Origin of the sequence: Sulfuriferula sp. AH1, assembly GCF_002162035.1 — a bacterium.
Taxonomy (GTDB): domain Bacteria; phylum Pseudomonadota; class Gammaproteobacteria; order Burkholderiales; family Sulfuriferulaceae; genus Sulfuriferula.
Genome location: NZ_CP021138.1, coordinates 691,405 through 711,895, shown reverse-complemented (window position 1 = coordinate 711,895; position 20,491 = coordinate 691,405). Strand labels below are relative to the sequence as shown.

The window sequence follows — 20,491 nt, the reverse complement described above, 5'->3', positions numbered from 1 at the left end:
ATTTTTACAGTACTCCAGCAATTTTCGTGCGTCAACAAATGGATGGCATGAGTGTTCAGATGCGTTTAAATCCATTACACTCAACCCATAAATTATAAATGCCGGGGGATGCATATGCTTGGGAATGCCAAACAAGCGAAAAAAGGCTTCCACTCTCATTATGTAGTGGGTGCGGGGTTTGCAGCCGTCCTGTTGTTACTCGCGACTGCTGGCGCTTTTACTATCGATCAATTGCAGGTTAATCGCCATGTTACTGCTCGCCTGATTACCGAAGCGACGGAAAAATCCAGACTGGTAAACGAATTACGCCATATAGCACGCGAACGGGCCATGCTGTTGTTCACCATGACCAGAACAGCAGATGCCTTCCAACTGGATGAACAGCGCCAGCAATTTGATACCGGACTCACAAATTTCATTCACGCACGAATCGAATATGAAAAACTGCCCGCCAGCGCCGAAGAAAAACAGCTGTTCCAACGTGCACTTTTCTATATACGCACAGCATCAGGCGAAGCGCAAAATGCGGTATTGCAAAAAATCGAGCAAGGGCATATCAAACAGGCTTCTTCCATATTGTTTGAGCAAGCCATCCCGGCTCAGAACAAGGTGATGCAAACCTATACGGAACTGATGCAGCTGCAGGACAAGGAAACCCAGACCGCGATTCTTGAGATCAACGCCAGAAGCGGGCGCGCCCAGGAATTGATTACACTGATCGGCCTGTTAACGGTTGCCACCAGTTTCATGGTGGCGCTGCTGGTAGTGCGGCGCACCCGAACGATGGAAAACAGCTTGCAGGCCGAAAAAGATCTGGCCGAAGTGACCTTGTTCTCGATCGCCGACGGCATCATCACCACCGATGCGCAGTGCAGGGTAGCCTATATCAATCCCGTTGCGGCCCGCATGCTGAACATGAAGCCCGAAGAATCCGAAGGCAAACACCTGGCCGATATACTGCGGCTGATCGAGACCGGCAGCCAGATGCCTATCGATGTACGCGCTGCCACCCATGCCGGCGATTGCGCCAGACTGACAAGCGATCAGCTGACCCTGCTCGGACGTAATGGCGATACCTATTCTATCCGCATGACTGCCTCGCCCATCATGAGTCCGGCCAAGGAGACAATGGGAGCAGTACTGGCATTTCAGGACATGACCGAATCGCATACCCTGCAGCAACGGCTGGCCTGGCAAGCAACGCACGACCCCTTGACCAGGCTGGCGAATCGTTACGGGTTTGAAACGGATCTGGAGCTGCTGATCGAATCCGCTACCCGGCGTAATGCCGAACATGTGCTGATGGTGATGGATCTGGATCAGTTCAAGGTAGTGAATGATACCTGCGGCCATATCGCGGGCGATCAGCTGCTGGTGCAGATGGCATTGCTGATCGGGCAAAAAGTGCGCAAGGGCGACATTATCGCTCGGCTGGGCGGCGACGAATTCGGCATATTGCTTGCCAATTGCGACCTCAATGCGGGCGAGCGCGTGGCAGAAGCGATTCGCGCCGCAATCGCCGACTTCCGTTTTATCTGGGACGACAAAGTGTTTACCGTAGGCACCAGTATCGGCGTCGTGCCGATAACATGTCATACCGGTACAGCATCACTTGCGGTCAGTGCAGCGGATACAGCTTGTCATATGGCAAAAGAGCAAGGCCGCAACCGGGTGCATGTCTTGCGCGGAGATGCCGAAATCGCCAAGAAACATTCCGAAATGCTATGGGTAACGCGCATACGCCAAGCCATTGAGGAGGATCGCCTGAAACTTTATTGTCAGCAGATTGTACCGCTTGCTCCGCACAAGGACGAAGTACATTACGAAATCCTGCTGCGCATGGTGGATGAGGATGGAAATATTGTAATGCCAGGTGTATTTATTCCACCCGCCGAACGCTACAACGTGATGCCGGCAATCGATAAACGGGTTATCAGCAACCTGTTCAAGCTTATTCAGCAATCCGATCTGCGTGGTCAGCGTGCCTTCTATGCCATCAACCTTTCCGGTCAGTCGCTCATGGATGAAAGCCTGCTGGATTTTGTGCTGGGAGAAATACATGCCAGAAATATCAATCCGGCCTGCCTGTGTTTTGAGGTGACCGAAACCATCGCCATTTCACAAATGGCGATGGCGCAGCGTTTTATCAACGCGCTCCGGGCACAGGGTTGTAAATTCGCCCTGGATGATTTTGGCAGCGGCATGTCGTCCTACAGTTATCTGAAAAGCCTGCATGTGGATTACCTCAAGATCGATGGCTCGCTGGTACTTGACATCGCCCATGATCCGGTGGATTACACCATGGTGGAATCCATTCATCGCATCGGCCATGCCATGGGCATTAAAACCATAGCCGAATTTGTGGAAAATGAAGCCACGCTCGCCTGCTTGCGCAGTATCGGCGTCGATTATGCACAGGGTTACCTGCTGCACAGGCCGGTACCGATGGACGAGATATTCAAAAGCTGACCGCACCCAGGAGAATGCCTCGGGACAGACCGGCACCCGGACTGTCCCGCTCACCTGCGGATATAAAAAACCCCTCCCTCAAAGCAGTTGGTACGCCTTGTCATTTAAGGTATGCTTAACTGTTTTTAACCACACCAATTCACTAGGCACATCATGGGTTTGTTTGATTTTTTAGGTTTTAACAAGTTACCCGCAGACGTGGTCAATAGCAGCTTGCTGATAACTGATGCCGCCACCCTGGCCCGGGCGGATGCTTTCATTGCAGCATTACAGGCCAAATTTCACAATATCGCCATTGCCCTGGTCGACACACCGGTCACTGCACCTGCCTTACCCCACACGATACTGCCGGAAGATTCGGCTGCCGCCATTGCGCGCCTTCATAAAATACAGCCGCAACGCGTGATTGCACTCGGCCTGGCTGGTCGTTATGCGCCGCTGCTCAGTGCGCTGGCATGTCCCCGCTTCTGGATTAACGCCCGCGACAGCGGCGCAACCGAAGCAGGCTGCCAGGCAGTCACCGCCACGCAGGCGGGCGTGCTGAGTAACGCCGAAGTCACCGGCGACCCGCTGGCAGGACTGGAAAGCCTGCCAACCGTAACCGTGGATACGGGCCTATGCCAGCGCTTCAAGGAACAGCATGAGAGCGGTCGCTGGCTAGGGTATTTCGCAGCAACGGGCGAAAACGAGGAAGACCTCGCGTACGCATTGTTCAGCCGGGCAATACGGCACAAAATGGGGCTGATGCTGCTCGCGCCACGCGACCCCGAACGCTGCGAGCCGGTCTATCGCGAATCCATCAAGTATCGCTTGCAAACCATACGCCATCAGCGTTTGTCGACTTCGTTCGTGCCGATCAAAACGCGCGTCTATTATATTGAACAACCGCACCCGCTAGCGGCGTTTTACGCTTGTGTGGATTTTGTGGTGACAGGCGCCACCTTGCATGCGGATGCCAAAAATGCACCGGATATCCTGTCGCCGATATTGCACGGCAAGCCGGTGCTGGTCGGCCCGGCGCACAGAGAATTGCCGTTGATCGCAGCGGCAATCGAAGCCGGTGCAGTATTGGCAGGCAGCGATAACGAGCAATTGTTCGCGCATATCAAGACGCTGATTGACGACCCTGCCCATGGTGCGAAAATCGCCAGCCAGGCGCGAGACTGGCTCGATACGCAAGCAGGAGCAATGGGACGGGTACTGACGCTAATTAAATAACCGGTAAGGCTTGTCCACGAAAGACACGAAAAAAGATGAATGGGTGTGCTGGTTATAAAACATTATTCACGCTAAGGTCACGCGATAAAAACACCGATCCGTCTGCAATTGAAAGCCGCCCATAAAGAATTGTGAAGTCTTTTTGTGCATTTCGTGTCTTTCTAGGACCATACACAATCCCGGTAAAATAACCTATGCAAGTTACGCCATTGTCCGAATTTGATTTCCATCCGCGACTGGCAAATAATCACGGCGTGAGCCTGGTTTTATTCAGCGCGCCGGGGTGCGGCAGTTGCCGCGTCTGGCTGCGCTTACTGGAAGCATTCAGCAGCCCGCTATTGCAGCACTGCCATGTAGTCGATGTACAGACGGCCACGGCAGTGGCACGGGAATACGACGTTTTCCATTTGCCGAGCCTGTTCCTGTTCGTCAACGGCAAGTTTCACGCCCCGCTGCACGCTGAAGCAACGCCGGCCTTGCTTGCCGATGCGATTCGCGAGGCGCTTGCACAGCCTGCGCATGAGGAACCATGAAGATAAAAATCGATAACCAAGGCGTGGCCGCTCCGGCGAGATTTATCGCATCACCGCACTGCGATTGGCGCGCACACGCTGACGATGTCAGGCTGATTGTGATCCACAATATTTCGTTACCGCCGGGCGAATTCGGCGGCAACGGCATCATCGAACTTTTTAGCGGAAGGCTAAACCCGCAGACACATCCTTATTATGCCCAGATCCACCAGCTACGCGTTTCGGCACATTTTCTCATTCGCCGCGATGGCGAGCTGATCCAGTTCGTGCCCTGCACCAAACGCGCCTGGCATGCCGGCGTATCCAACTGGCAGGGCTGGGAGCGCTGCAACGACTTTTCGGTCGGCATCGAACTGGAGGGGGATGACAACACCCCTTTCACCGACGCCCAATACCGGCAATTACAGCAGCTTACCGGCGCACTCCAAGCCGTTTATCCGATCACCGACGTTACCGGACACAGCGATATTGCACCGGGGCGCAAAACTGATCCAGGACCGTATTTTGACTGGAGACGCTGCGAATTCTAGACTAATCAAACGGACGGCAGCCATACTCGATTCGTTAGCAACGCCGCCATAGAAACGTGAACTCACCCAGGGGACAGAATGAAAATTTCGACAACTCGTATTAGTCTGCTTGGCTGGCTGCTTGTTCTTGCAGGGATTTATGGGCTGGTTATTTATTACGTCTCAACTTACCGCTCCGATTTCGCCGTATTCTATGCCTCCCTGCAATTCCTGCTGGAAGGCAGGGACATCTATACTCCTGTACCTTTCAATGCCTTCAATCTGATCAATACGCATCACACCGGCAGACTGACGCTGCACCCCAACCTCAACCCGCCGTTCTTTACATTGCTGTTGTCACCTCTCGGCTGGCTGCCCTATCAAGCCGCATTCACGATATGGTCGCTGCTGTCGCTGGGTTTCGGCGTTATTGGTGCCCTTCTGCTCCAGCGAGCTGACAACAGACAGGATACCGATTACACGTTGATCGTGCTCATCCTGCTATTCGCCTACTTTCCCACGCTTACCAATATCCTGATCGGGCAAGCGGCATTGCTGATATTCATGCTGGTGGCAGGCGGCTGGCTAGCCGAGCGGCGAGGACAGGAGCGCTTAAGCGGAATACTGCTGGGGCTGGCTTTCGCCATTAAACTGTTTATGGGCTTGTTCCTGATCTATTTTTTATTGCAACGCCGCTGGCGGCCAGCAATATGGTTCATGGCGACGGCGGCAGCAAGCGGGTTGCTGGGTCTGGCGGCACTCGGGCTGGATTCCTATCAGAATTACATACAGGCACTCGGTAGCGTCACCTGGCAGTCATCCAACTGGAATGCGTCCGCTTATGGATTTTTCGGCCGCATATTCGGCGGTTCAGAGAACATACCCCTGATAGACGCGCCTCTTCTTGGCAAGACCCTGTACTACCTGCTGGCGGCAACGCTGGTTATATTGCTAGCCTGGCTGTTGCGGCGCACTCAGCAACTCGCGCCCGACGTGCGTGCCGACCTCGGTTTTTCATTTACGCTCGTCGCCGCCCTACTTATCTCTCCGTTGGGCTGGATGTATTATTTTCCCTTATTATTGCTTCCGTTTTTCGTACTGTTCCGCCTGGCACATACTTACCAGTTGACATGGAAATTCAACTTCCCCCTTTTACTGACGTTATTGGCGAGCAGCTTCTCGCAATTACTCACCCCTGCAGCAGAAAATAGCCAGACCGCATTCACCCTGTCTGCCTACTATTTCTACGCACTGCTCGGACTGGGCTGTCTGCTTATTGCTGCCAATAAGATATTGCAAGGAAAACATGCAGCCGGTACCGACACCATGACACTGGAACGCGCACATCTGCTATCCGCTTTTCTGATACTGGTTTTGTATTACGCGATAATCGGCGCGTTCTTTGCCATCACGCACAAGGCCGGCACTTGATGCGCTCCTTATCCGTTTGCCCCATTCTCCCACTCTCACAAATTTGCCTTGGGAATGACGGGTTCTTATCGCAAAAATCACGATAGAATATATTCCCCTTGAATAATATTGCAAATTGACAATTATCAATTGCAAACTCCGAAATCTAGCCTATATTGAAACCAACGATACTTTCTCCCGAAAGTATCGTAAGTTGGCCGGGCGTGTTTTTTAATTAAATAAGGAGAGGTGTCATGCAAAATCTAATTCACGGGATGCAGCGTTTCTGGAAAGACGAAGAAGGCGTAACGGCTATTGAATACGGCCTTATTGCAGCGCTGATCGCAGTGGTCATCATTGCTGCTGTCACAGCAGTTGGCACTAACTTAAGTAATGTATTCAATTTTGTCGCCTCGAAACTAACGACGTAATTAATGCATTCGGTATTGGATGACGGTGGGGTTAACGGCGCTCGAATACGTTAACCCTATGCGTAATCAGTGTTGCGATTACCTGCACAAGACTGGATATGTCTTGCGCAACGGTCGAAAAAACAACATAAGCGATCATTGAAGAATAAAGCGCCAGAAAAACATGCGAAGGATTAATTATGCATCGCATCCAATCTGATTTACGGATTCTGCTACAGGACGAGTCAGGTGTGACGGCAATCGAATATGCGCTTGTAGCGTCGCTGATTGCAGTAGTTATTCTTGGGGCGATAGCCGCATTGGGCAATACGCTTCAGGCACTGTGGGACAGGGTTGCCGGCTGCGTCACAAACCCGTCAAGCTGCGCCTGAATGAAAGATAAAAGAAAAAACGAATGGATGAGCTAAATATAGGAATGCTGATCAGCTTGTTAACGTTAGCCACATGGCATGACGTGCGCAGTCATCGCATTCCGAATGCACTCATTCTGACCGGCTGGATAATCGGCGTATCCCTGAGCGCATGGCTGAATGGAATGGCAGGTGTCGTCAGCGCACTGGAAGGCAGCATTATAGGATTGGTGGTGCTGCTGCCCTTTTATCTGATGCGGACGCTTGGCGCTGGCGATGTAAAACTGATGGCGGTCGTTGGCGTATTTCTGGGCCCGACTGACGTGTTAATGGCGATATTAAGCACGTTTCTCGCCGGCGGCGTAATGGCGCTGGCTTTTGCAATACGCATGGGAATGGTGACTCGCCTGTTACAGAACGTAAAACTGATGTTACTTGGTGCCGTTGTGAAAGTAAGCGCAGGCCAGACACCCAACATGAATGATTTGCCGGTGTCGGTAGGCAAGTTACCATACGCAGTCGCCATTACCGCAGGTACTTTGGGTTATCTCATTTGGCGACATACTGAATAAGGAATAAGGCGGGCACGGAAAAACACTTTTGCATCAAGCTGCAGAATCTGCAGCAAATGAAGTTTGCTGATAACAACAACTGAAGAGCGGACGGACATGATGGTAAGCAAATCAAAAGATGACGCACTGGAAATCGAACGGCGTAAAGCACAGTTGCCACGCCAGCCATACACCGTTGAAGAGACGGGACTCGGTTTCCTGTTTCTGGTAGAACTGCTCGCCAAAATCCTGTTCCTGCGCGGTCAGTTACGGCTAATGGATCTGGCCCAGCATTCCAAGCTATCTATCGGCGTACTCGAACCCTTGCTCGCATTCATGCGCACCGAACGCTTGTGCGAAGTCACTCGCAGCAGTGAAACCGAAACCGCGACCATCTACAACCTGACCGAATTGGGACGCCTGCGTGCGCAGGACTTCCTGCAAAAAAACCAGTATGCCGGTGCAGCTCCCGTCAGCCTGAATGCCTACATCGACCAGGTACATCAGCAATCGATTGCAACGATGCGAGTGACCCGCGAGAAACTGGCGCAGGCATTCAGCGGTCTGGTCATGAAGCAAGGCATCCTTAAACAATTCGGCGCAGCCATGAATTCGGGGCGCGCAATTTTCATATACGGCCCGGCGGGCAGCGGCAAAACATTCATAGCAGAACATCTGGTGGGTTTGCTGTCGGATGAGGTAGCCATTCCCCACGCCATCGTGGTCGACAATGAAGTCATCCAGGTATTCGACCCTCTCACCCATACACCGGCATTGCCGCTAAACGAAGGCATTGTACTTGAACTGGATCGCAGAAAGTCGTGCGATAACCGCTGGGTCTTGTGCCATCGCCCCGTCATCAAGACCGGAGGTGAGCTTTCCTTATCCATGCTGGATCTGGACTTTGACGAAAGCGCCCGATTCTACCAGGCTCCCCCACAAGTCAAGGCGAACAACGGCCTGCTGATCATTGACGATCTGGGGCGGCAATTGACGCCGGCAATCGACATCATGAATCGCTGGATCGTCCCGCTTGACCGGCATGTAGACTATCTGGCCTTGCATACCGGCAAAAAATTCATTCTCCCATTCGATGTGATCGTGGTGTTTTCCACCAACATGCCGCCCAGCAAGCTGGCTGACGATGCGTTTCTGCGCCGGCTCGGCTACAAGATATACGTTGGCCCGTTGGATGAAGGCGAATATCGCGCAATTGCACGCCAGGTGTGTGACGAACTGCAAATCCCCTATGACGAAGCGGGCATTAGCTACCTGTTGCGCGAGCTTCACTACAAAACAGGAAAACCTCTATTCGCGTGCATCCCGAGGGACATTCTCGAACAGGTGAGAGATATCGCGCGTTATGAAGGCATAGAACCGAGATTATCCGAAGAATTACTCGATTGGGCGTGGAATAACTATTTCACACACGATTAACAGTTGCTTGAAAATGCATAAATGAAGGGGAATGTGTGATGAAGAATCCAAGAGCATTAATAATGATCGTGGTTTCGGTCGCTGTCGGATTAGGCGCGGTGGTACTGGCATCACGCTGGATGACAGAACAGGCCAGTGTAGCCACCACCAAGATCGTAGTGGCTGCCAATGATATCGATTTGGGCACGCCACTCACTCCCCAGATGCTCAAATTGCTGGACTGGCCCAACGGCAGCGTCCCGCAAGGCGCCATACAGGATCCTAAAGCCCTGGATTCCCGTGTGGTAAAAGTCAGCCTGCAACGCGGCGAACCCATACTGGAATCCAAGCTTGCCCCGCTGGGCACGAAAGGCGGCTTGTCTGCCGTCATCAGTGAAGGCAAGCGCGCCATGACAGTTCGCGTCAATGATGTCATTGGCGTAGCGGGATTTGCGCTCCCCGGCAATTACGTTGACATCATGGTAAATACCGAAGATGACAACATCAAGGGCGAAGGCAAAAACAAGATCATTTCCAAGATCGTGCTGGAACACATGCTGGTGCTGGCGGTAGCGCAAGAAGCCAGTCGTGATGAAACCAAGCCCAAAGTGGTCAATGCAGTCACCCTCGAAGTCACACCCGAAGAAGCCGAAAAACTCGATTTGGCCCGCAGTGTCGGCACCCTGTCGCTGGTCCTGCGCAATCAGATGGATAGCAGCGAGGTAACGACGGAGGGCGCCAACAAGACCAACATGCTGCAACGCCAAAATGAGCCAGAAGCAGAAGCAGCACCCGCTCCGGCACCGAAACCGGTAGTTGTCGAGAAAAAAGTGGTGAAAAAAGTAATTGTTTATCGTGCGCCAGTCCACAAAGCCCCAAAGGAAAAAGTTGAGGTCATTAAAGGCACCCAGGAATCAGCTCATGAATTTTAGTCGCTACGGATTTCTGCTCGTACTGGCCGGCACTCGGGACAGCACACAGATTGACAACCAATGAATCATCACGACATGAAGGGGATTTCAATCATGAATCAACAAGAAATTCAGAATAGTCAGCTTTCCCAGTCAAACCGGCATGCGCTGATACTGAGCACTGCCATTTTGCTCTCCTTGTCGCTATCGACCCAGACAGCCATGGCTGCGACGAAGAAAACGACAAAATCCGCACCGACTGCAAAGCAGTCCGGTCCCAGTAAAATACCGCCCGTGAGCAGCACCATCGAACTGGCGCCTCAGATCAATGCGACAATAGGCAAATCCACATTGCTACGACTTCCCACGCCTGCATCCAGGATTTCCGTAGGGAATCCTGCTGTAGCCGATGTGATTCTGCTCAGTTCGACTGAAATCTATCTGCTAGGAAAATCAGTTGGCTCGACCAACATCATCGTGTGGAATAAAAACGGGCAGACTACAGTAGTGGATGTCTCCGTCGGTATGGATGCCGGTGGACTACAGGGCAAACTCCAGCAATTACTGCCCGGAGAGAAAAACATCAAGGTCAACGCCGCAGCCGATTCGCTGGTATTGACCGGTGTCGTCTCCGATGCCGTCAAGGTGGACAGGGCGTTGGCATTAGCTGAGGCGTATGCCGGCAAGAAAGTAGTCAACCTGCTGCAGGTCTCATCACCTCAACAGGTTATGCTGGAAGTAAAAGTAGCCGAAGTATCCAAAACGCTGGTCGATAAATTAGGCGCCGAATACAATGCACAACGCTTTGGGCCAAGCTGGAGCCCCAGCTTTATTTCTTCGTTTCTTGTCGGCGGGCTGGGAGGGAATGTCAATTTCATCCATGATGCGAATAACAGCCTTGCATTTGATGCCCAACGAAATAATGATTTGGTAAAAATCCTGGCCGAACCCACCATCATGGCCATGAGCGGGCAGGAAGGTTCATTCCTGGCCGGCGGCAAGATCTTCATCCCGGTCCCTCAGACGGGCGTAGGCGGTACCACGATTACGCTGGAAGAAAAAGAATTTGGCGTAGGCCTGAAATTCACCCCTACGGTACTCGAAGGCGGCCGTATCAATCTGCGGGTAACACCCGAAGTATCGGAACTGTCGACGACCGGCACGACAGTCACGTCAGGCAACACCTCGAGCATACTCCCCACCATCACCACCCGCCGCGCTTCCACGACCGTACAACTGCTTGACGGCCAAAGCTTCGCCATCGGCGGCCTGATTAAAAACAATGTCACCCAGAACGTCAAGGCATTCCCGGGATTGGGCGAATTACCCATACTTGGGGCCTTGTTCCGCAGCAGCGGATTCCAGAACGACCGGACCGAACTGATGTTCGTAGTGACCCCGCACCTGGTCAAGCCGTTACCGCCGGACTACAAACTGCCAACGGATAATTTCATAGAACCCAGCCGCAGCGAATTCTTCCTCGGCGGCAAGATGGAAGGCAAACCTGCCGATGCTGCAAAGCCTGCTGACACCAAAGCGCCTGCCACGACCGTTGCACCGCCTGCACCACAAAGCGGTTCCACCGGCTTTGAAATGAAATAGAAGGAGAGAACATCATGAAAAACACAATACTCGATTTCAAGCTCGCGGCTTTGCTGGTGTCCACTACGCTAATGGCAGGCTGTGTAGCGCCAACGCCACACCTGGATGAAAAATTCGGGGAAGCGCTAAACACGGCAAAAGCGCAGCAGATCATCAACCCTGACGCTTCCCAGAACAAGGACCCGGTGGCTGGCATAGATGGCCAGGCAGCTAATGCAAGCATAGATCGCTACCATAAATCCTATGAGCGCCCACCCGCACAACCCAATGTATTCGCCATTGGCGTCGGCACAGGCACAAGTACGAGCACCAGCACGGGTACCACCCCTTGATATCCAGCAGTCTGCCGCATGAGGAGCGAGGAGAGCCGAAATGAACAGTACGACTGGTTTCAGAAACCGCCAGCAAGGCGCGGTGGCTATCATTGTCGGGCTTTCCCTGTTCGTTCTGATAGGCTTGCTTGGTCTGGTGCTGGATTTGGGGCATTTATACATCACAAAAACCGAACTGCAAAATGCAGCTGACGCCGCGGCGCTTAGTGGTGCCAAGGAGCTGGATGGAACGGCCGCGGGCATTACCAAGGCAGTGAATAGAGCCATATTGACCGCAGGTCAGAACAATTTCGATTTTACCCATCCGGTAGTGATTGGCATCGGCGATATCAGCGCCGGCAGCTGCCCCCAGGATAGCTGCATGTCGCCTGCCAGCAGCATTACCACAGATACCTTGGCCGCCGGCAAAACCTTTTTGAAAGTAATGATTCCTTCCGGCGATCTGCGTACCTGGTTTATGCGCGCGATCCCCGCAGGCCCGCAAAACACTTCCACTTACGGGCTGGCGGTTGCTGGGAAATACGAAGTCGATATCACGCCCATCGCTATCTGCCAATTACCCGACCCGGGCACGACCAATGAATTGGGGTACGAACGTGGCATATCCTATAAAGTCAGTGATGCCAACCCGATCGGACCGGGTACGATGTACTGGCTTGATCCGGAATCATCAACGCCAGGCAGTTGTTCAGCCACCAACACGACGGACACCCTGCCTTACGTCTGTACCGGAAAAATAGGTTACACGCCTATCGTGGGTCAGACAGTCAACACCAATACCGGGATATCCGATCCCCAGCTTGCAGCACTGGACTCCAGATTTGACAGCTACCCTCCTCAAAGCAAATGCGATCCTGGTACTGCTCCTCCCGATACCAATATTAAAGAATACATTTACGACAGTAATCCCGCCGGTTCGCCCAAAGATTGGATGGATCCGGATCCTAAACAGCAAAGTATCACTTTTACCGACAGCGGCCAACCTTGGGGACCCGTGCTTTATAATAGAAGACCAACATTTTTTACGCCTACCACTCCTCCTGTACCCTTTAATTACGGCGTGCTCTGGTCGGCCTATCGCCCCACTGGCGCTACTGTTGCACAATGGCCAACGCTATATAAGCTCCCACCGCCTGATGGTCAGGAAAATGCCACGAATTACCCGGAGACTTCACCTTACGCCCAGACCAGCGGCAATTTTTTTAAAGCCCCCTCTCCAGCGCACCCTGGGAAACCAGGACGACGTGTTCTCAATATAGTCATTGTCGATTGCTCGACGGCGGGCGGCGTATGCAGACCGGCCACGGTAATGGGTGTCGGCAAATTTTTCATGCAGAAAAAGGCGGACAAGCCTACCGATAAGGCAATATACGTAGAATTCGGCGGGCTGTTGCCAACACCGTTCCCACCTAGTGATATCAAGCTTTACAGATAATCATGAATACCATCCGCTCAGACATACGAAACAGCCTGAAACTGACGCAGCGCGGAGTAGCTGCCGTAGAGTTTGCATTCGTCATTATCTTCCTGCTCATCATCGTTGCGGGGATTATCGAATTCGGCCGGGCTTTCTGGTATTACAACGCGCTGGACAAAGCCACTCGCGACGGCGCGCGCTATATGTCGACGGTATCCAAAGACCAGATTGCAAGCGCGGGAGTTCCCGCAGCGCAGGACTTGGTGATAGCCGAAGCCAACGCCGCCGCCCTTGTGCCTGCGATCACAACGGCCAATGTGACGGTAACCTGCCTGCCGAGCGCATGCACAGACGGTACAGCGCCCACGGACGTAACGGTAGCCATTTCCGGTTATAACATCACCATAGGCGGTTTAATTCCCTTCTTCTTGCCGGAAGGCGGGGTAACCTCTTATACGCGCACACTTTCCCCTTATACAACAATGCGCTATATGAAATAAGGACGGTGCCATCATGATTGCAAGCAGACTGATAACAAGATTGAAAGAACCGCAGTCAGGCGTGGCTGCAGTGGAGTTCGCCCTGATCGCCATCGTGTTCTTTACTTTATTGCTGGGCATCATCGAGTTCGGACGCTTTCTCTATGTACGCAATACGGTACAGGAAGTAACCCGCGCAGCGGCGCGCGAAGCGGTCGTCAGTCTGTTTACTGCCGGGCAGATCACCACTATGCAAAAAGATGCTGTTTTTCATTCCGGTGCCAACGGCGACCCGACATTACCTGGCGGCAACGAGATCACCAGCACGAAAATCAACATCCACTATCTGAGTTCACCGACGGTAGAAATCCCTTCCGGTGCAATGCCGACCAGTCCCGAGGACAACATCTCGGCCTGCCTGGACGCCACCCGAAGCAATAGCTGCATCCGTTTCGTCCTGGCTGAAGTATGCGCGGAAGACGAGCTGCCGTGCACCCACCCTGTGCTATACCAGCCCATGATCGGATTGTTTTCGTTCCTGCACATTGCGATACCGGCATCAACCGTAGTCATGCCGGCAGAGAGTATGGGCTATTCTCTATAATCAGAATAAAAGAGCTTATAAAATGAAAATTAATGTTATTTCCGCCAATAAGACACATGCGAACAGCATTCGCCAGATTCTGATGGAGGAGCATCCGCAACGGCAGATCACGCTGCTTGATGGCGGCCTGGAGTTACTGGCAGAAGATCATGGTGCGGATATTCCCGACCTGATTATCATTGACGGCATATGCCCGGGAGCAGAGGAATTCAGAACGCTGGAACAATTAAACCTGCTCCAGCCTGGCCTGGCTATCGTTTTGCTGTGCAAGGATCCTTCATCCGAGTTTCTAATCAACATGATGCATGTCGGGATAAAGGACGTTTTACCATTACCTGTGGCGCCGGAAACACTGCGGGCAACCGTGGCGCACATTGAGCAAAAAAGTACGCTGGCGATAACCAATCACAAACACGGCAAAACCATGGCATTCATTGCCTGCAAAGGCGGCAGCGGCGCGACTTTTCTCGCCAGCAATCTGGCCTATATTCTGGCAGCAGGACAATCCAGCAAAGTGGCGCTACTCGATTTTAATCTGCAATTCGGCGATGCTTCGCTGTTCATTTCCGATCAGATACCCACCAACACGCTGGCCGATGTAGCCGACAATATTGCACGCCTGGATGCCTCATTTCTGGCTTCGTCCATGCTGCATGTATTACCGAATCTGGGCGTATTGGCGGCCCCCGAGGACCCCGAGCATGCGATAGAAATCAAGCCCAGGCATATCGAAGCGCTGCTTGAGCTGGCCAGAACACAATACGACTATGTCATTCTGGATATCGGCCGGGCGCTCAATGCGTCTACCGTGATGGCGCTGGATCATACCGACATGATTTTTCTGGTATTGCAGGAAACGCTGCCATTCATTCGCGACGCCAAACGCCTGCTCCATGCACTCCAGGCGCTGGGTTACGGCAAGGACAAAATACATCTGATCGTCAATCGCTATGAAAAAGGCGGTGAAGTCCAGTTGGAAGATGTTGAACAGACACTGGGAATAAAAGTATTCAGAACCATTCCCAACAGCTTTGCGGCCGTATCCGCCTCAGTCAATCAGGGCATACCGATCATGAAGATCGCTCAGCGCGATCCGGTCACAAAATCCCTGCAGGAAATAGCCTATACCATGGGCAATACTCATCAGCCAAAGAATGACGGCTGGCTGTCGCATTTGCTGCACCATTGATAATGAACAGATCGCTACATATGAGGGACAGTGCGCAAAAACGTTACGCTGAGATTGCAGCATCATCGCAGTCAAAATGAAGCTTGAAAAAGGAGTCGAATGATGTCGCTACGAGATAGGCTGGAAGACATAAAAAATGATACGGCTGTAGCTCCGGTAGCTACCCCGCAATCCGGATTCGTGGAACGGAAATCATACCGCGAGCTGAAAACACGCATACATCGCAAACTGCTTGACCGTGTCGATCTGGCGATGATGGAAACCATGTCGCCGGAGCAATTACGCGAAGAATTAAAAACCATGGTGGAGCGTCTGCTCGCAGAAGAAACGCTGGCGATCAACGATGCCGAACGCAAAAGCCTGGTACGCGACATTCAGCACGAAGTATTGGGCCTGGGACCGCTGGAACCGCTCATGGCGGATCCCACCGTGTCGGATATTCTGGTCAATACTTATCGTCAGGTGTATGTGGAACGTAAGGGCAAACTGGAATTAACCGACGTCCATTTCGAAAATGAAGCCCACTTGCTCAAGATCATCGACAAGATCGTCTCCGGCGTCGGCCGCCGCGTGGACGAATCCAGCCCGATGGTTGACGCGCGGCTTCCCGACGGCTCACGGGTGAACGCCATTATTCCGCCTCTGGCGATTGATGGCGCGATACTGTCGATACGCCGATTTGCAGTCATACCGTTGCGTATGGACGACTTCCTGCAAATGAAAAGCTTAACGCCGGAGATGGCGCAAGTCATTGAAGGATTAGTGCAAGCGAAAGTGAATTTATTGATTTCCGGTGGCACGGGAACCGGCAAAACCACGTTGCTCAATATCCTCTCCGGCTATATTCCCGCCTCTGAACGGGTCGTCACCATCGAGGATGCTGCTGAATTGCAATTGCAACAGCCGCACGTGGTTCGACTGGAAGTCCGCCCGCCCAATATCGAAGGCAAAGGTGAAGTCACCCAACGCATGCTGGTAAGAAACAGCCTGCGCATGCGCCCCGACCGCATCATCGTCGGCGAGGTACGGGGTGCCGAAGTCCTGGACATGCTGCAGGCGATGAATACCGGCCATGAAGGCTCCATGACGACGGTTCACGCCAATACGCCGCGGGATGCACTGACCCGGTTGGAAAACATGGCGGGCATGGCCGGGCTCAACCTGCCACCTAAAACCATGCGCCAGCAAATCAGCTCGGCACTTACCGCCGTCATCCATGTGGCGCGGATGAGTGACGGCAAACGCAAATTAACCAGTATTCAGGAAATCACCGGCATGGAAAGCGACATCATCACCATGCAGGAGATTTTTATCTTCGAACAGACTGGCGTCGCGCCAGATGGCACAGTATTGGGCCATTTCCGCGCAACCGGCATCCGTCCGAAATTTGTCGATCGTCTGCGCACACGCGGCATTGAAGTGCCCGAAGAGCTATTCGACCCAACCCAGTTATACGAGTAGGAGATCCACGTGGATTACCTCTATTATTTATTCGTGGTATTCGGCTTTCTCGCTGTCGTTCTGTTTCTGGAGGGCGTGTATCTGGCATGGAATGCTGCAAGCGGCCCGGAAGCAAAGCGCATTGCACGTCGTCTGCAAGCCATGTCTGCGGGCGGCGCTACGACCCAAAGCAGCACGCTCGCCAAGCAGCGCCTGCTCGCCAAAACACCTGCGATGGAACGGCTTCTTCTGCGGATTCCGCGCATACATCATCTGGACCGATTGCTGCTGCAATCGGGTCTGGAATTGCATGTTGCCGGCTTTATCGGCATTTCCTTGCTGATGGCTCTGGGCGGGGCGCTGTTTGCAATATTTCTGGGGCTTTCGATTCTGGTGAGCGTTGCCATAACGATAGGGCTGGGAATAATACCGTGGTTTTATGTCGTCAATGCCAAACGCAAACGCATGGATACCATAGAACAGCAATTACCCGATGCGCTGGATCTGATGGCACGCGCCATGCTGGCAGGGCATGCTTTCCCCAGTGCGTTGCAAATGGTGGGCGAAGAGATGCCGCAACCGGTTGCAGGTGAATTCCATATTGTTTTTGACGAAATCAACTACGGCATTTCGATACAGGATGCCCTGACCAACCTGGCTACCCGCATACCCAGCACGGATTTGCGTTATTTCGTGATCTCAGTACTGATACAGCGTGAGACCGGCGGCAATCTGGCCGAACTGCTGGGCAATATCAGCGCGTTGATCCGCGCTCGCCTGAAGCTGCTTGGCACGGTTCGGGTTCTATCGGCGGAAGGCGTGCTATCGGCCAAAATCCTGACTGCACTGCCTTTTGTTCTGGCGTTTGCCATCAATGCCCTTAACCCCGGATTCCTCAAGCAATTATGGACCGACCCGATGGGCATAAAGCTGGTCGGTGTTGCATTGGGCCTGATGGTACTGGGCGTTTTCTGGATGTGGCGCGTGATAAAAATACGGATTTGAAGTTCGACAATAAATAAAGAGGTATCACCATGAGCTCCATACAAATCATTTACCTGATTATCATCTTTGTCGCGGTTTTCGGCGTGGCCATGGCTATTTTCTTCCAGTTTTCGCCGAATCTGCTGCATGCACGGCTGCATCAGCTAGATTCCAGTCCTCCAGCCCACGCGCACGAAGAATCGACCTGGATCCGCACCATTGTCAAACTCACCGGTCCGCTTGCCAAACTTTCTCTTCCCAAGGAAGGCTGGGAAAACTCGCAGCTGCGTATCCGTTTCATGAATGCCGGTTATCGCAGCACTACCGCCCCGATACTATTCTTTTCAATGAAGACGGCTCTAACCTTTGCGCTTCCTGGCCTGTTCTTTCTGTATGGCGCCATCGCCGGTACCGCCCTGAAACCCAACGTCTTGCTTGCCGTTATCGTATTTCTGGCCGCGTTTGGATATTTTCTGCCCAATGCGTTCCTGGAGCGGCACATACGCAATCGCAAGCGCGAGATCTTCGACAATTTCCCGGATGCGATTGATTTGATGACTGTCTGCGTTGAAGCCGGCTTGGGACTTGATGCCGCATTGGCGCGCGTCGGCGAAGAAATGAGCCTGAAAAGTCCGATAATGGGAGAAGAACTGCATCTGGTCAATCTCGAATTGCGGGCAGGCAACACCCGAGAAAAAGCATTGCGCAATCTGGCGCTGAGAACCGGGGTAGAAGAAGTCGACATGCTGGTAGCGATGCTGGTGCAATCGGATCGCTTCGGTACCAGTGTCGCAGATGCGCTCAGGGTGCATTCCGACACATTGCGTACCAAGCGCCGCCTGCGTGCTGAAGAAGCGGCGGCCAAGATACCGCTCAAGCTGTTATTCCCGCTGATTTTCTGTATTTTCCCATCCATGCTGCTCGTACTGCTTGGACCGGCATTTATCAGCATATACCGTATTCTGCTGCCGACGTTGACAGGGCAGCAATAACGCCTGAATGGAGATAGATCATGCGTATCAAACAAATCATTTTACCTGCGATGTGCTGCCTGCCGCTGCTGAGCGGCTGCACCAGCTATCAATCATCCAGTATGGCTGCCTGGCAGATCAAACCCGTCACCAGCATCAGAAATTCCACCGAGGAACCCGGGGCCTATTATCAATTGGGACGCTATTACCAGGGGCAGAATCGTTATGAGCAAGCCGCCCTGGCATACCGTAAAGCGCTGGCAGCCAATAACAATTTCGTGGAAGCCCGCAATGGACTGGGTGTGATTTACTCCCTGCAGGGCAAATATGCCGAGGCGATCGAAGTACTGAAAGTTGCAGTACAGCAATCGCCAAAATCAGCGCATATCTACAACAACCTGGGTTATGCCTATTATTTGCAGGGGCAGAACAAGGAAGCAGTCACCGCTTTGCAGGAAGCTGCGAAACTGGATCCGGGAAATCAGCGTGCGCTCAATAATCTTGGTCTGGCATATGCCAAGGCTGGCGACAATGCCGATTCGATCGTTGCGCTCACCAAGGCAATCAAGGCGACGGAAACTGTCCTGACTGCTCCCGAAACGGCAAGCAGAAATGCCTCACAAACACCAGCAGACCATTCCGGCCTATCCGTTGCGGCATCGGCTCCACAATCTCTCGCCTTACCTGGTGGAGTGATTAATCGGACGCTCGCCCCTACGATACCGCAGGTAGAAAGTCAGGTTAAAGCAGTGCAGGTCGCGCCGAATGTGTATGAATTGCACGAACAACATGTGATGTCGATACAAAGCGCTGATACCCGCAGCACAAGCCCGATCAAACTCGAGATCGCAAACGGCAATGGCGTCACCGGCATGGCAAAAAGAGTTAAGCAGTTTTTGCATGGTCAGGGTTATGTCACCGAGCGTTTGACCAACCAGAAGCCATTCAGGGTTCAGATTACCCAGATTCAATACCGAAATGGTCATCAACTGGAAGCGCAACGCCTGCAATCAAGCTTGCCTAAACAAGCCAGTCTGGTTCAAAACGACGGAATGCACGCAAATATCAATGTGCGTCTCGTTCTAGGCAGGAACATTGCCGAAAATATCGCCTTTTTTGATGGCAAGCAGGACAAAATCCGGCTTGCGTTCAATGAGAGATAGCAATAATTGATTCTTCACCGAATCAGTATATTGTTTGTTGGCCGTAGTAAGTAGTTTGTTTCTTAACTTTAAATGCAAAGGGGTATGAAATGTCTGATATAAAGCACATTATTGAACCGGAAAGACAAGGCTTATGGATAGCGGTAACGTTTATTATCGCGTTACTCTCCTTCGTGATAGCCCTTGTTGGCATCAGTCGAATCAATAACACCGTGGTCGCTACCCAACTGGAGGTCCTGATTCTCAATAAGAAAATTGAGTCTCTGCAGGCAAATAAAAATACCCCAGCACCTATGCCTATGGCTCCTATGGCACCGGCAGAACCCGCGGCACAATAAACCCGGCAGAAGCATTCAACTATCCTGCAACACTGGCATGGCCATTTGATAATGGCCATGCCAGTGCCGCCCTCTGCCGTCTATCGAATCAGCATGACAGTTCGATCCGCAACCACATTTTAACCATACACATAGGTCCGCCTGCTTTCCAGCTCACCGCATCGACTTCCTGTC

At 52.6% G+C, this 20,491-nt stretch carries 21 protein-coding genes; all 21 read left to right on the top strand.

Features of this window, described 5'->3' with window-relative positions:
• Positions 1-114: 114 nt before the first annotated feature.
• The 21 genes from CAP31_RS03670 to CAP31_RS03570 all read left to right on the top strand — a co-directional run bounded on the left by CAP31_RS03670 (position 115) and on the right by CAP31_RS03570 (position 20,317).
• A complete protein-coding gene (locus CAP31_RS03670) occupies positions 115-2,469 on the top strand; it encodes an EAL domain-containing protein (protein ID WP_189836636.1) in 2,355 nt (784 codons plus the stop codon).
• Between the two features lie 153 nt (positions 2,470-2,622).
• Positions 2,623-3,687 carry a hypothetical protein gene (locus tag CAP31_RS03665; RefSeq protein WP_087446296.1) on the top strand — a complete coding sequence of 355 codons (1,065 nt, stop codon included), beginning with the start codon at positions 2,623-2,625 and terminating at the stop codon, positions 3,685-3,687.
• Between the two features lie 194 nt (positions 3,688-3,881).
• Positions 3,882-4,220 (top strand): co-chaperone YbbN, encoded by a 339-nt coding sequence (locus CAP31_RS03660; RefSeq protein ID WP_087446295.1) that lies wholly within the window; start codon positions 3,882-3,884, stop codon positions 4,218-4,220.
• A complete protein-coding gene (ampD, locus tag CAP31_RS03655; protein WP_087446294.1) occupies positions 4,217-4,750 on the top strand; it encodes a 1,6-anhydro-N-acetylmuramyl-L-alanine amidase AmpD in 534 nt (177 codons plus the stop codon). The genes CAP31_RS03660 and ampD overlap by 4 nt, the downstream gene beginning before the upstream one ends.
• A 78-nt stretch (positions 4,751-4,828) precedes the next feature.
• Positions 4,829-6,160, top strand: a complete 1,332-nt coding sequence (locus CAP31_RS03650; protein WP_087446293.1) for a glycosyltransferase family 87 protein — start codon at positions 4,829-4,831, stop codon at positions 6,158-6,160.
• Between the two features lie 233 nt (positions 6,161-6,393).
• Positions 6,394-6,570 (top strand): Flp family type IVb pilin, encoded by a 177-nt coding sequence (locus CAP31_RS03645; protein WP_087446292.1) that lies wholly within the window; start codon positions 6,394-6,396, stop codon positions 6,568-6,570.
• Between the two features lie 179 nt (positions 6,571-6,749).
• Complete coding sequence (locus tag CAP31_RS03640) at positions 6,750-6,941, top strand: Flp family type IVb pilin (RefSeq protein ID WP_087446291.1); 192 nt, start codon at positions 6,750-6,752, stop codon at positions 6,939-6,941.
• Positions 6,942-6,964: 23 nt separating this feature from the next.
• Positions 6,965-7,492, top strand: a complete 528-nt coding sequence (locus tag CAP31_RS03635) for a prepilin peptidase (protein ID WP_087446290.1) — start codon at positions 6,965-6,967, stop codon at positions 7,490-7,492.
• Positions 7,493-7,588: 96 nt separating this feature from the next.
• Positions 7,589-8,908, top strand: a complete 1,320-nt coding sequence (locus CAP31_RS03630) for an ATP-binding protein (protein WP_223247351.1) — start codon at positions 7,589-7,591, stop codon at positions 8,906-8,908.
• 38 nt (positions 8,909-8,946) lie between these two features.
• A complete protein-coding gene (gene cpaB, locus CAP31_RS03625; protein WP_087446289.1) occupies positions 8,947-9,819 on the top strand; it encodes a Flp pilus assembly protein CpaB in 873 nt (290 codons plus the stop codon).
• 93 nt (positions 9,820-9,912) lie between these two features.
• Entirely contained in the window at positions 9,913-11,400 is a 1,488-nt protein-coding gene (locus CAP31_RS03620; protein ID WP_087446288.1) for a type II and III secretion system protein family protein, read from the top strand.
• Between the two features lie 14 nt (positions 11,401-11,414).
• Positions 11,415-11,732 (top strand): hypothetical protein, encoded by a 318-nt coding sequence (locus CAP31_RS03615; protein WP_087446287.1) that lies wholly within the window; start codon positions 11,415-11,417, stop codon positions 11,730-11,732.
• Between the two features lie 82 nt (positions 11,733-11,814).
• Complete coding sequence (locus CAP31_RS03610) at positions 11,815-13,167, top strand: pilus assembly protein TadG-related protein (RefSeq protein WP_157662639.1); 1,353 nt, start codon at positions 11,815-11,817, stop codon at positions 13,165-13,167.
• A gap of 2 nt (positions 13,168-13,169) precedes the next feature.
• Positions 13,170-13,649: a TadE/TadG family type IV pilus assembly protein gene (locus tag CAP31_RS03605; protein ID WP_087446285.1), complete on the top strand. Its 480-nt coding sequence runs from the start codon at positions 13,170-13,172 to the stop codon at positions 13,647-13,649.
• A gap of 13 nt (positions 13,650-13,662) precedes the next feature.
• A complete protein-coding gene (locus CAP31_RS03600; RefSeq protein WP_087446284.1) occupies positions 13,663-14,232 on the top strand; it encodes a TadE/TadG family type IV pilus assembly protein in 570 nt (189 codons plus the stop codon).
• A gap of 22 nt (positions 14,233-14,254) precedes the next feature.
• Entirely contained in the window at positions 14,255-15,421 is a 1,167-nt protein-coding gene (locus tag CAP31_RS03595) for an AAA family ATPase (RefSeq protein WP_087446283.1), read from the top strand.
• 99 nt (positions 15,422-15,520) lie between these two features.
• Positions 15,521-16,882 carry a CpaF family protein gene (locus tag CAP31_RS03590; protein ID WP_223247350.1) on the top strand — a complete coding sequence of 454 codons (1,362 nt, stop codon included), beginning with the start codon at positions 15,521-15,523 and terminating at the stop codon, positions 16,880-16,882.
• Positions 16,883-16,891: 9 nt separating this feature from the next.
• On the top strand, positions 16,892-17,866 hold the full coding sequence (locus CAP31_RS03585) for a type II secretion system F family protein (RefSeq protein WP_087446281.1): 975 nt from the start codon (positions 16,892-16,894) through the stop codon (positions 17,864-17,866).
• A 29-nt stretch (positions 17,867-17,895) separates the two neighbouring features.
• Positions 17,896-18,837 carry a type II secretion system F family protein gene (locus CAP31_RS03580; protein WP_087446280.1) on the top strand — a complete coding sequence of 314 codons (942 nt, stop codon included), beginning with the start codon at positions 17,896-17,898 and terminating at the stop codon, positions 18,835-18,837.
• A 20-nt stretch (positions 18,838-18,857) separates the two neighbouring features.
• Positions 18,858-19,979, top strand: a complete 1,122-nt coding sequence (locus tag CAP31_RS03575) for a LytR C-terminal domain-containing protein (protein ID WP_087446279.1) — start codon at positions 18,858-18,860, stop codon at positions 19,977-19,979.
• Between the two features lie 89 nt (positions 19,980-20,068).
• On the top strand, positions 20,069-20,317 hold the full coding sequence (locus CAP31_RS03570) for a hypothetical protein (protein ID WP_087446278.1): 249 nt from the start codon (positions 20,069-20,071) through the stop codon (positions 20,315-20,317).
• The last annotated feature ends 174 nt before the right edge of the window (positions 20,318-20,491 follow it).